Origin of the sequence: Microcella humidisoli (genome assembly GCF_024362325.1) — a bacterium.
Taxonomy (GTDB): Bacteria; Actinomycetota; Actinomycetes; order Actinomycetales; family Microbacteriaceae; genus Microcella; species Microcella humidisoli.
Genome location: NZ_CP101497.1, coordinates 105,735 through 118,229 on the forward strand (window position 1 = coordinate 105,735; position 12,495 = coordinate 118,229).

Consider the following 12,495-nt stretch of genomic DNA (forward strand, 5'->3'; position numbering starts at 1 on the left):
CGCGTGGCCGGCCGGGCACGACCGCTCGACGTCGACGGCGTCGTCGAATTGGCTCGCATCGAGCGCTCGGGGCTCATCGAGTCGCGGCACCTCGGCGCGGCCGCGGTCGTCGACGCCTCGGGTCGCGTCCTGCGCGCGGTCGGCGACGTGCGCGCGACGATCTACCCGCGCTCGACGCTCAAGCCCGTGCAGGCGATCGCGATGCTCGAGCTCGGCGCAGAATTCGCCGACGACGAGCTCGTGCTCGCGCTTGCGAGCCACTGCGGCAGCCCCGATCACGTCGCGGTTGTCGAGCGGATGCTGCGCGACGACGGGCGCGATTCGAGCGCCCTGCAGTGCCCGGCCCAGTGGCCGCTCGGCGGTGCAGAGCGCGCCGCACGACAGGCGCAGGGCCTGGGGCCGAGCCGACTCACGATGAACTGCTCGGGCAAGCACGCGGGCATGCTGCGGGCAAGTGATGCGGTCGGTGGCGACCCCGCGCACTACCTCGAACTCGACCACCCCGTGCAGTCGCAGATCACGGCCGCCGTCGAGCGGCTCACAGGCGAAGCCGTGCACCACGACGGGCACGACGGCTGCGCGGCACCGCTGCACGCCACCTCGCTCGCGGGGCTCGCCCTGGCGATCGCGCGCGTCGCGAGCGGGCAGAGCGCCGAAGCCGGGCGCGTCATGGCCGCCGTGCGCGCCGAGCCGTGGGCGATCGACGGCCCGGGCCGGGCCAACACCGTCGTCATCGAGCGCCTGGGCGGCATTGCCAAGCTCGGCGCCGAAGGGCTCGTCGTCATCGGCACGCCCGACGGCATGGCCGTGGCCGTCAAGGTGCTCGACGGCTCGATGCGCGCGACCACCCCCGTGGCGCTCGCACTGCTCGCGGCCGCGGGCGGAATCCCCACCGAACTCGCGCACGAGCTCATCGCACTCACGAGCGAGCGCGTGCTCGCGGGCGACGACGAGGTGGGCGCGCTGCTCGTCAGCATCGACTGACGCGCAGCGCGCATCCCACCCTGTCGGTCAGCCTGCCTTCGCGAGCTGGCGGCGGCGCGCGGCCGCCGTGAGCTGGGCGATGAGCACGAGGGCGATCGCGAGGAAGAACACCGCCGAGGCGATGACGTTCGCCTCTGCCGGGATTCCGCGCGCCGCCGCCGTGTAGACGTAGCTCGGGAAGGTCACGTCGGCGCCGCGGTTGAAGTTCGTGATGATGAAGTCATCGAAGCTCAACGCGAACGACAGCAGCGCGGCCGCGACGATGCCCGGCAGCAGCATCGGGAACGTGATGCGCCAGAACACCTGGGTCGGGTTGCCGTAGAGATCGCGACCGGCCTCCTCGAGCGCGGGATCGAGGCTTGCGACGCGCGCCCGCACCGTCACGACGACGAAGCTCAGGCAGAACAGCGTGTGGGCCAGGATGATCGTGCCGATGCCCTTCGGAACGCCCGCCTGCAGGAACTGGGCGGCGAGGCCTGCGCCGAGCACGACCTCGGGAGTCGTCATCGGCAGGAAGATGAGCAGCGTCGTGGCGTTGCGGAACCGGAACCGGTAGCGCACGAGCGCGAGCGCGATCATCGTGCCAAGCGTCGTCGCGAGCAGCGTCGCGACGACACCGATCAGCACACTGTTGCCGAAGGCCTGGCAGACGGTCTGCGCCTCGCAGACCGTGAACCAGTTCTCGAAGGTGAAGCCCGACCAGATGATGTTGGTGCGCCGCGAGTCGTTGAATGAGAACGCGATCGTGTACGCGATCGGGATGAGCAGGAAGATGAACGCCATCGCCGAGTAGACCCAGATGGCGTACTTGCCGAAGCCCCTCACAGCAGCTCCTCCGTTCCGCTGCGCTTCACGTAGAGCGCGACGAGCACGAGGATGAACGCCATGAGCAGCAGCGAGAGCGCGGCCGCCGCGGGGAAGTTCTGCAGCACGAGGAAGTTGGTCTCGATCACGTTGCCGATCATGGTCGTGTCGGCAGAGCCGAGGAACTCACGCGAGGCGTTGATGTAGTCGCCCGCAGCGGGGATGAAGGTGAGCAGCGTGCCCGACATGACGCCGGCCGCGGAGAGCGGGAGCGTCACGGTGCGGAACGTCGTCGCCGGGCTGCCGTACAAGTCATTACCCGCCTCGAGCAGCCGCAGGTCGAGCGACACGAGGGTCGCGTAGATCGGCAGCGTCATGAACGGGATGAAGTTGTACGTCAGGCCGAAGATGACCGAGAAGGCCGTGCCGGTGATCGCCTCACCCGGGCCGAGGATGCCGATCGACGACAGGATGCCCGAGATGGGCCCCTCGGTCGAGAAGATCTGCTTCCAGGCCAGCGTGCGCAGCAGGAACGAGATAAAGAACGGCGCGATGACGAGTACGAGCGCGAGCGACTGCAGCAGCGGATACGGCCGCAGCGTGATGCCGATGAAGTACGCGAGCGGGAAGCCGATCAGCAGCGCGAACAGGGTCGCGAGCGCGGCATAGCCCGCCGAGCGCACGGCCTGCTCGCCGTAGGTCTCGATGACCGTCACATAGTTCTGCCAGTTGAAGGCGTTGACGTACTGCCCGAAGAGCAGCGGGTCGGGCGCTTGCAGGCTCGTGATGATGAGCGAGATCAGCGGCGTGACGAAGAAGAGGATGAGGTAGAAGATGCCGGGCAGCAGCAGGAAGAGCGCGATGGGGCTCTTGCGCCGCGCGACCGGCTCGACCGCCGCCGTAGAGCTCGAGAAGGCGGTGAAGGCCATGGCCTAGGCCTCCTCGAGTTCCGCTTCGAGGTCCTTGCGCGACTGCACGGCGATCATCGACGTGTCGAGGTCGGCATGGAACCGCGAGACGGGCGCGCCCTCGGCCTCGTCGGCGAGACCGAACGCGTGATCGACGGCCCAGCTCAGCCAGACCGCGTCGCCGTCGTGGTGCAGGGACGAGATCGACGTGTTCTGCACGAACACCGTGATCGCGCCGTGGTGCGGCACGGTGACCTCGTACTGCGTGCTGACGCCGCTGAACGAGACGTCGGTGATACGGCCGGGGCCGATGACGTTGCGACCCGAGGCGGCCGTCGGCTCGGCGTCGTGCAGCGACACCTTCTCCGGGCGGACTCCGACCGTGACGTGCCCGCTGTGCCGTTGCGCGCGCGCGAGCGGCACCTCGATCTTCGTGCCAGCGGCGTCGACCACCATCGAGGTGCTCGAGCTCGAGACGACGTCGCCCGAGAACAGGTTCGACTGGCCGAGGAACTTGGCGACGAACGCCGTGTGGGGCAGCTCGTACAGCTCTTGCGGCGCACCCATCTGCTCGATGCGGCCCTTGTTCATGACCGCGACGGTGTCGGCCATGGTCATGGCCTCCTCCTGGTCGTGGGTCACGTGCAGGAAGGTGAGCCCGACCTCGCTCTGGATGTCTTTGAGCTCGACCTGCATCTGGCGCCGCAGCTTGAGGTCGAGCGCGCCGAGTGGCTCGTCGAGCAGCAGGAGCGCCGGGCGGTTGACGACAGCGCGCGCGAGCGCGACGCGCTGCTGCTGGCCGCCCGAGAGCTGCGTGGGCTTGCGGCCCGCGACGTGGTCGAGCTCGACGAGCTGCAGCGCCTCATGCGCGAGCGCCTGGGCGTTCTTGATGCCGCGCCGCTTGAGCCCGAACGAGACGTTCTCGAGGATCGTCATGTGCGGGAACAGGGCATAGCTCTGGAACACCGTGTTGACGGGGCGCTGGAACGCCTTCGTCGAGGTGACGTCTTTGCCGCCGATGAGGATGCGGCCCGCGGTGGGCTCCTCTAGACCGGCGATGAGCCGCAGGGTGGTCGTCTTGCCGCACCCGGAGGGCCCCAGCAGCGCGAAGAACGATCCTGCCGGAATGGTCAGGTCGAGCTCTTCGATCGCCGTGAAGCCGGGGAAGCGCTTGGTGATGCCGACCAGTTCGAGGTCGGCACCAGCCTCGGCGAATCCACCCTGCGGAACATCAGTGTTCGTCACCTCGGTGGTACTCCTTCTCGTGGGGGTGATCAGGCGCCGAGCAGGATGGCCTGGAAGGCCGCCTGGTACTCGTTCTCCTCCTGCGCCGTGAGGCCGCGGAAGATCTTGGACTGCGCGAGGGTCTCGTCGGACGGGAAGATGAGCTGGTTCTCGGCGAGCTCGGGGTCGATCGCGACAGCCGCCTCCTTGGCACCGGCGACGGGAGTGATGTAGTTCACCCACGCCGCGACCTCGGCGGCGACCTCGGGCTCGTAGTAGTAGTTGATGAGCGTCTCGGCGTTGGTCTTGCGCGGCGAGCCGATCGGGATGAGGAAGTTGTCGTTCCACAGCGTCGCGCCGCCCTCAGGGAGCAGGAACTTCCACTTCTCGTATCCCGCTTCGGCGTTCAGCACCGTGATGTCGCCGGACCAGCAGATCGCCGCGAGCGTGTCGCCGTTGACGAGGTCTTCGGTGTAGGCGTTGCCGCGCACGTTGCGCACCTGGCCCGACTCCACCTTCTCGCGGAAGATGTCGAGCGCGGCATTGAATTCGTCGGCCGTGAAGTCGCCCGAGATGTCGACGCCGTTCTCGAGCATGATGACACCGATCGTGTCGCGCATCTCGGAGAGCACACCGACGCGACCCTCGAGGTCGGGGCGCCACAGGTCGCTCACCGACCGCACCTCGGCGGTCTCCTCGGTGTTGTAGCACACGCCGGCGAAGCCGCCCTGCCACGGCAGAGAGTGCACGCGGCCCGGGTCGAACTGCGGGTTCTGCAGGCTCTCGACGAGGTTCGCGGCGTTGGGGATGTTGTCCTTGTTCAGCGGCTGCGTGTAGCCGAGCTGGATCCAGCGGTTCACCATCCAGTCGGTGAGGCACACGGTGTCGGCGCCGATGTCTTGGCCGAGGGCGAGCTGGTCGCGCACCGTCGCGAAGTACGAGTTGTTGTCGTCGACCGTCACGAGGTAGTTGACCTCGATGCCCAACTGGTCCTGGAAGGCGAGCAGGGTCGGGTAGTTGCCCTCGTCGTCCTCGTCGATGTAGAAGGGCCAGTTCGCCCAGTTGAGCGTCTTGTCGGTGGCCGACTGGTCCTCGGCGGGGTTGAGCTCGGTCGACCCACCGGTCGTGCAGGCGGCAAGGGCGAGAGCCGTGGCACCGGCCCCCGTGCCGGCGAGCATCGTGCGGCGCGTGAGCTGCGCCCGCTTCGCCTGCGCGATGAGGCTGCGGATCATCGGGTCTTCGGGAAGGGGACGGGTCATGGCGTGCTCCTCAGTCGATTGCCGGTACGTCAGTGTCCGAACCGCGCGCGGACGGTGCGTCGATACTGTCACACGCGATGGCCGCATCGCACCCCCGAACGCTCGATTCATCCATCCTGAAACACAAATGTCACGAAATCAGCACTTCCAGGCAAAAAAGAGTGCGGAATCCATTGCCTGAAGCCGCTACGCTGGTGCCGCAACGCAGCGCGGCGGTGTCGATTCCCGCTCGCGCGTCCATCGCGAGGAGAACTGATGAGAATCGCCGTTCCGGCCGAGGTCAAGAACAACGAGTACCGCGTCGCCATCACGCCCGCAGGCGTGCACGACCTGGTGGCCAACGGCCACGAGGTGCTCGTGCAGGCGGGCGCCGGGCTCGGATCATCGATCACCGATGACGAATACGCCGCTCAGGGTGCCCGCATCGTCGCCGACGCGGCCACCGCGTGGGGCGAGGCCGACCTCCTTCTGAAGGTGAAGGAACCGATCGAGTCGGAGTACGAGCACTTCCGCCCGGGAATGCTGCTCTTCACCTACCTGCACCTCGCCGCCGAGAAAGAGCTCACGCACGCTCTGCTCGACAAGCACGTCACGGCGATCGCCTACGAGACCGTGCAGTTGCCTTCGCGCGCCCTGCCGCTGCTGGCACCGATGAGCGAGGTCGCGGGCCGACTCGCCCCCATCGTCGGCGCGAACGCGATGATGCGCCCGAACGGCGGCCCCGGACTGCTCGTGCCCGGGGTGCCCGGCACCGACCCGGCGAACATCGTCGTGCTCGGCGGTGGCGTGGCCGGTACCAACGCTGTCGCCATGGCCGTGGGCCTCGGCGCGGAGGTCACCGTGCTCGACACCAACATCCAGCGACTCCGCGAGCTCGACGCCCTCTACAGCGGGCGCATCCGCACGATCGCGTCGAACGGCTACGAGATCGAGAAAGCGGCCGTGCAGGCCGACATGCTCATCGGCTCGGTGCTCATCCCCGGGGCCAAGGCTCCGAAGCTCGTGAGCAACGACCTCGTCTCGCGCATGAAGCCGGGCAGCGTGCTCGTCGACATCGCGGTCGACCAGGGCGGCTGCTTCGCCGACACCCGGCCCACGACGCACGCCGACCCCACCTTCCGCGTGCACGACAGCATCTTCTACTGCGTGGCGAACATGCCCGGCGCGGTGCCCACGACGTCGACCTACGCGCTCACGAATGCCACGATGCCCTACGTGCGGGCCATCGCGAACCACAGCTGGAAGACCGCTCTGCAGGCCGACGGCTCGCTCGCCCTCGGGCTCAACACCCACGCGGGTTCGGTGACCAACGAGGCGGTCGCGACCGCACACGGGCTCGACTCCGTGCCGCTCGCCAGCGCGCTCGCCTGACCTCGTCCGCGGGCTGACACCTCGACCGTCAGCCCGCGGCGAGCCCTGGCCACCGACGGCGCACGACGCCCTCCCCCGGCTCGAGCACCCACACGTCACCGCAGCCGGGATCGAGGGGCGGTAGCGTCGCGCGCACGCCGAGCAGCGCTCGCGCATCGGCCGACTCGGCCTGGGCGAGGACGACCGTCGTGGTGCGCCGTGCCGCGGTGAAGGGCGCCCACGCCGCATGCCACGCATCGGGATCGGCGATGATCAGTCGCGGTGCGAGCTCGATCGTGGCGCCTCCCTCGGCCTCACGGGCGGCCGCGGCGTCGCGCTCGATGCGGTGCCCCGGGTGCGCGGCTCGGAGCGCGTCCGCGACGGCCGCTGGCCGCCGCGAGACGACGAGCGCGTCGGCCGCCGTCGGTACCCACTCCGGCACGACGACGCGGTCTGGACGCAGCACGCCCTCCCCCGCATCCAGTACCTGCACGTGAACGTCGTGCCACCAGCCGCGCCCGGGGGGCGCAGCGCGGTCGAAGAGACCCCGCGGGGCCCCGGACAGCTGATGATCGTCAGCATCGACGGCCCGCAGCAGCAACCGGGACTCGAAGCGCGTGCCGAGCATCGACCGCGCAGACGATGCGGCACCGACAGCGGCGACCGCTCCCCCACCGACCCGCCGGATCGCGCGCACGGCGGCGTCCCACCGCTGCAGCAGCTCGGCCGCGAGCTCGCCTGCGTCGGCAAGCAGCAGGTCGAGGTCATCGGCGAGCAGCAGTGCGGCGGTGGGCGGCTGCTCTGCAAGCTGCTCGAGCAGGCACCACGCGTCGGCGACCGACGTCGGCAGCACCACGACGCCGCACGCGGCCTCGAGCGCCGCATCCCGGAGCGCGATCAGCGCTGTTGTGCGCCCGCTGCGGGGCGCCCCGGCGACGGCGAGCGATCCGCCGCTCGCTGGCTCATGCAGAGCCGCACGCTGGCGCAGCTCTGACGGCTCGTCGAGCAGGCCGAACGCGAGCGCGGGCAGGGCCCCGGAGAGCGCCGGGGTGATGGGATTCCGGTCGTCCCCTCGACGCGGCGGGTCTGGGTGGGGCGCTGCCAGGAATGCCGCAAGCTCCGCACGATCGATGCGCTCCGGCAACGGGGGCAGCCACGGCGACTGGATTGGCGGCTGCGAGGCCCAGCGCTCCTGCACCGCGACGATGTCGGCATCGTCCACGACGGCCACCTGCACCGCTCGCGCTCCGTCCGCATCGATCACGAGCGCACGACCAGGCGGCGCGCTCGCGACCTCCGCAGCGTGGCGACCGATGAAGCCGGTGGCCGCCGAGGCCGAGAGCCGGAACGCGATGCGCAGCGCGCAGTTCGCCGCGACCGCATCCCGCACAGCACCGGCGGGATGCTGGGTGCCGAGCACGAGGTGCACGCCGAGAGAGCGTCCGCGCGCCGACAGGTCGGCGAACGGAGCGTGCAACTCGGGGAACGCGTCGATGAGCGCGGCGAATTCGTCGACGAGCACCACGAGCCGCGCGAGCACGTCAGGGCGCTGCGCGACGTCGCGCAACCCGGCGTCGACCAGCACGCGCTCGCGTCGCCGCAGTTCGGCGCGCAGACTCAGCAGGGTGCGTTGCGCGACGAGCGGGTCGAGATCAGTGACGAGCCCGATGACATGCGGCAACCGCGTGAGGCCCGCGAACGTGGCACCGCCCTTGAAGTCGACGAAGAGCAGGTGCACCGCGCTCGGCGGGAGGCGCGCCGCCCAGCTCAGCGCGAGGGCGCGGAGGAACTCGCTCTTGCCGCTGCCGGTCGTGCCGCCGACGAGCGCGTGCGGCCCCACGCGTTCGAGGTCGATGCCGACCGCGCCGGAGCCGTCGAGCCCGATCGGCACGCCCTCGACGTGCTCTGCGGCGGCACGGAGCGCGAGCTCGCTCCACGCGACGCGCGGCGGCGGACCGGCCGTCGTCGATCGCGACGCCGTGTGCTGATCGAGCTGACGGACGCTGACGAGCTCGGGGCGCACAACGATGGGCTCACCACCCGGACGGTGCAGCACGACGCGCGTCGCCGAGTGCACGCGCAGGACCGTGGCCGTCGCGGGGCACGCATCGGCGGGAGCGACGCGCTCGAGCACGACCCCTGGCTCTGCCTGCAGGCGACGCGCGAGCGACTCGGCGACTGCGCCCGTACCCTGCAGCAGGAGCGGTCCTCGAGGAAGAAGCACCGGGAGCGCGGGGTGGCGGTGGGCTCGATCGAGCAGGCCCCGCAGCCGCTCGTCGACCACCGGGTCGCCGCTCGACGGCGGCGCATCCGGAGCCATGGCGCTCGGAGCGGGGGCCGTGCCGAGACGCACGGCGCCCCGATCATCAGGATCGGCGGCCGGGCCGAGAGGATGGCGCGCATCGAGGTCGGCTCGTTCGTCGGCATGGGCGACGAGCACGGCCTGCTCGTACTCGAGGCACTCGCGCGCGAAACGGGCCGATTCGTCGCGCACGGCTCGGCGCGCCTGACGCCGACCGTCGAGCACGGTCGCGATCGCGATGAGCGGACTCAGCACGGCGAACAGCAGCACGAAAGGCGAGCCCGTCACGAGACCGATGACGACCGCGCCCACGAGCGGGGCCACGACGGCGATGACGGGAAACGGCGGGCGCACGGGAGGGCGCGGCGGCGACGGGAGCGGGGGAAGTCGATGCATCGGCCGAGCACAGCACATCACGCAACCACGGCCGCGGCCGACTGCCCTGAGGGCGGGCTGCCCGAACGCGTGGACAGGTGGGGAGGAGGGTGGCGCCGAGCTCAGCTCACGACGACGAACTGCTCGCCGATGTCGATGCGCGTGCCACGCACGACCGGGTAGCGGCGCCCCGGCTCGCACGGCCGGGCGTCTGTGCCCGGCTCGCGGATGACGGATCCGTTGCCGGAGTGACGGTCACTGACCCAGAACACCCCTGCTTCCTGCCCGAACTCGAAGTGCGTCTTCGAGACCGATCTCCCCGGATCGGCGATCACGACGAGGTGGTCGACGTACTCGCCGGGCTCGGGGCGCGGATTGCGCCCGGCGAGCCCGGAGCCGAGCACCGTATAGCTCTCGCCCGTGCTGAACTGCAGCACGAACCGCGCCCCACCCGTGCCGCGCGGCACAATCCGGGTGCTCTCCACGTCGGGTACGGGCACGGGTGCCGGCTCGACAGCGACCGGCGGGGCGGGCGGCTGGGGCTGCGGCACCGGCTGGGGCTGAGGCTGAGGCTGAGGCTGCGGCTGCGGCACAGGCTCCGGCTCCGGCTCCGGCTCCGGCTCCAGCTCAGGCTCCAGCTCAGGCTCCGGCCGCAACGCGATGATCGGCTCGATGATGCGGGTGTCGCCCGGCAGCGGCGAACCGCACTCGGCGCAGTAGCGATCGTCCGGCTCGCGCGCGGCCCCGCACATCGGGCACGGGCTCGGGTCGGCGTCACGCGCGGGCGCGACCGCCGCCACGGGGGGCGTCGGCGCCTCGGCCGCAGCGGGAGAGTCGATCGACAACGGTCCGTCGACCGACCACGGCACCGCATCCGGCGAGGCCACCGGCACCGGCAGCGGCGCCGTGACAGGCGCCGCGGGCCGCTCGACGACGGGAGGAACGACGGCCGGGGCCGAGACAGACCGCCCGCATTCCCCGCAGAACAGGGCGAACGGCGGCAGCGCTGCCCCGCAGTGCTGGCACGTCACGATGCCCGACCCCCCGTCGTCCGTCGCCGTTCAGGATACCGGCGCAGCGATCGGGGCGAGATCGCCGCCCGCCAGCGCTCCCGGCGGGTGCGCCCTTCGGCGAGGGATGCCCGCACCGCGTCGGCCGTCGCCCACACTCGCTCGGCTTCCGCCGATTCCGGCGCCTCGGGCGCGTACACCGCACGATCGGCGACGCGGGCGAGCACCATGGCCTGCGGACGCCCGATGACCGCGGCGACCTCGGAGCGCGTTGCCGACTGCGGCAGCGCCACACCGAAGTCGATCGCCTCGTCGGTGACGTCGCGCCATCCGCCGAGGATGCGCGCGGCCGGATCGCTCGCGGTGCGGCGACGACGGCGCCGACGCAGCTTCGCGGCCGCGATGCCCATGAGCGGCGAGGCGATGAGGCCCGCGATGAGCAGCACCGGCCCGACGACGGAGAGCACGGCGAGCACGGCCTGCCAGAAGGGATCGATCGCGGGGTCGTCGAGCTGCTCGATCTCGGGCGGCGCGAGCTCCTCCAGCGGGGGCGGGTCGTCGACCGGCGGCGGCACAGCGTTCTGGGGACGCGCGACCGGCACGGGCTCGTCGGGCTCGGTCGGCGGGATCTCGCGGCGCTCGGGCACGACATCGACGGCGACCCAGCCCGAGCCGGCGGTCGACACCTCGACCCACGCGGTGCGGTCGCGCTCGACGAACGTCGTCGTACCGCTCTCGTCGATCGGCCCGAAGCCCAGCACGACGCGGGAGGGAAACCCGAGCTCGCGCGCGATGAGCGCGGCCGCGACGGCGTACTGCTCGGCATCGCCGATCATGGGCCGGTCGAGCACGAGCTGCTCGATGCGCTCGACCGAGTGGCCCGATCGGCTGGGGGGCTCGTCGTCGGCCACCCCGTTGCTGAGGTAGCCCTGCTCGCGCAGAGTATCGAGCGCTCGCTGCAAACGCGGGCCCGAGCCCTCGACGCCGGCGACGACGTCGCCGAGCCACGTACTGAGGGCTTCGGGGATGGCCGTGATCGCGGGCACCGCCGCGGATCCGGGGGCCGCGTCAGCGAGGCTCTCGACCGGCCGCGGCGGCAGCACCGCGTCGATCGTGTACTCGAGCCCCACGGGCACTCCCCCGACGAAGGCCGCCGTGCCTGTGACAGCGTTGTAGACGAAGCGGTCGCGCAGGTCGGCGGCGTCCTCGCCCGCGATGCTGATGGCCCCGAAGTCGCCGATGGACGGCAACCAGACCCCGGTGCCGCGCTGCACGGTCAGGGTCGCGGTGACGCGATCGCCGTCGACCCCGGTCAGGTCGCGCCGCGTCGGGATGCGCACGAATCGGCCGGACTCGCTGTCGACGAGATCGCTGCCGACGGCGAAGACGGTGCCGTCGTAGCTATCGAGCACGGCGAGGCGGATGCGCGCTCCAGCGGGCGCGCCCGTCACGGTGAGCGCCGCATCATCCGCGATCGCGGGGTCGAACGATGCGCGATAGGCGGCGAGCGGGCTGGGCTCGTCGAGCGGGTCGAAGGGACGCTCGGCGTTCGTGCGCAGCACCGTGCGATCACTGGTGGGCGGCACCGCGGCGACCGTCGCGGCCCCCACTCCGCCGGCGACGAGCAGCAGCGCCACGCCGGACGCGAGGGCCCGAGCCCCGAGCCAGCGCGAGTCGCCCGCCGCCGCGGCGCCGACGGCGGCCGCCCGCCGGTGGCGTCGCCAGACCGCCATCCAGAGCAGCAGGGTGGTGGCGAGGGCGATCGCCGTCGAGATCGGCAGCAGCGGCTGCTGGGGCCCGAGCGCGACGGCGATCGGGAAGGCGGCGAGAGGCACGATGGCCGCGAGCTCGCCGCGAACCGCGCGCACCGCGATCGTGAGCGTGAGCACCGGACCGATCAGCAGCAGCACGAACGCGGGAACGAGCAGCGCCTGATAGGAGCCCACAGGCAGGTCGATCGTGATGAGCTGCCGCCAGCCGAGCGCGACGCCGGCGAAGAGGTCGAGCAGTCCCGCCGGTTCGGGCAGGACGCCGTAGACGGTGCGGCTCGGCACCGCGAGGGGAACCCCGAATACGGTGAAGGCCGCGAGCACGGCGAGCGCGGTGCCCCAGGCGGGCCAACGCGCGATCGCCCCGGCCAGGGCGAGCGCGCATCCGAGCCCGATCGAGACGACCGCGAGCACGACGAACGCGGGGTCGCGGTAGATCGGCCAGAGCACGACGGCGACGACCGTCCAGGCGACGAGCGTGAACGCGGTCGCCGTGGTCATGACGGCACG

Annotated in this window: 9 protein-coding genes; 2 read left to right on the top strand and 7 right to left on the bottom strand. The window is 71.1% G+C overall.

Annotated elements, in window-relative coordinates; all coding sequences use genetic code 11:
- Positions 1 to 3: 3 nt before the first annotated feature.
- Positions 4 to 984 carry an asparaginase gene (locus NNL39_RS00440; RefSeq protein WP_255159758.1) on the top strand — a complete coding sequence of 327 codons (981 nt, stop codon included), beginning with the start codon at positions 4 to 6 and terminating at the stop codon, positions 982 to 984.
- A 27-nt stretch (positions 985 to 1,011) separates the two neighbouring features.
- Here the strand turns inward: NNL39_RS00440 and NNL39_RS00445 are convergent, their stop codons facing one another.
- Genes NNL39_RS00445 through NNL39_RS00460 form a run of 4 tightly spaced genes read right to left on the bottom strand, consistent with a single transcriptional unit; the run spans position 1,012 to position 5,179 of the window.
- Positions 1,012 to 1,767 (bottom strand): ABC transporter permease, encoded by a 756-nt coding sequence (locus NNL39_RS00445; protein ID WP_407665177.1) that lies wholly within the window; start codon positions 1,765 to 1,767, stop codon positions 1,012 to 1,014.
- Between the two features lie 38 nt (positions 1,768 to 1,805).
- Positions 1,806 to 2,717 (bottom strand): ABC transporter permease, encoded by a 912-nt coding sequence (locus NNL39_RS00450; protein WP_255159760.1) that lies wholly within the window; start codon positions 2,715 to 2,717, stop codon positions 1,806 to 1,808.
- A gap of 3 nt (positions 2,718 to 2,720) precedes the next feature.
- Positions 2,721 to 3,941, bottom strand: a complete 1,221-nt coding sequence (locus NNL39_RS00455) for an ABC transporter ATP-binding protein (RefSeq protein WP_255159761.1) — start codon at positions 3,939 to 3,941, stop codon at positions 2,721 to 2,723.
- Positions 3,942 to 3,970: 29 nt separating this feature from the next.
- Positions 3,971 to 5,179 carry an ABC transporter substrate-binding protein gene (locus NNL39_RS00460; protein WP_255159762.1) on the bottom strand — a complete coding sequence of 403 codons (1,209 nt, stop codon included), beginning with the start codon at positions 5,177 to 5,179 and terminating at the stop codon, positions 3,971 to 3,973.
- A 255-nt stretch (positions 5,180 to 5,434) separates the two neighbouring features.
- On the opposite strand from NNL39_RS00460, the gene ald reads away from it, so the two are divergent.
- On the top strand, positions 5,435 to 6,550 hold the full coding sequence (gene ald, locus NNL39_RS00465; RefSeq protein WP_255159763.1) for an alanine dehydrogenase: 1,116 nt from the start codon (positions 5,435 to 5,437) through the stop codon (positions 6,548 to 6,550).
- 28 nt (positions 6,551 to 6,578) lie between these two features.
- On the opposite strand, the gene NNL39_RS00470 is transcribed toward ald, so the two are convergent.
- The 3 genes from NNL39_RS00470 to NNL39_RS00480 form a co-directional block, all read right to left on the bottom strand.
- Positions 6,579 to 9,227, bottom strand: coding sequence for an FtsK/SpoIIIE domain-containing protein (locus NNL39_RS00470; protein ID WP_255159764.1), 2,649 nt, complete (start codon positions 9,225 to 9,227; stop codon positions 6,579 to 6,581).
- 101 nt (positions 9,228 to 9,328) lie between these two features.
- Positions 9,329 to 10,237 carry a zinc-ribbon domain-containing protein gene (locus tag NNL39_RS00475; protein WP_255159765.1) on the bottom strand — a complete coding sequence of 303 codons (909 nt, stop codon included), beginning with the start codon at positions 10,235 to 10,237 and terminating at the stop codon, positions 9,329 to 9,331.
- On the bottom strand, positions 10,234 to 12,486 hold the full coding sequence (locus tag NNL39_RS00480; protein WP_255159766.1) for a transglutaminase domain-containing protein: 2,253 nt from the start codon (positions 12,484 to 12,486) through the stop codon (positions 10,234 to 10,236). Before NNL39_RS00480 ends, NNL39_RS00475 begins: the two co-directional genes overlap by 4 nt.
- Positions 12,487 to 12,495: the final 9 nt, after the last annotated feature.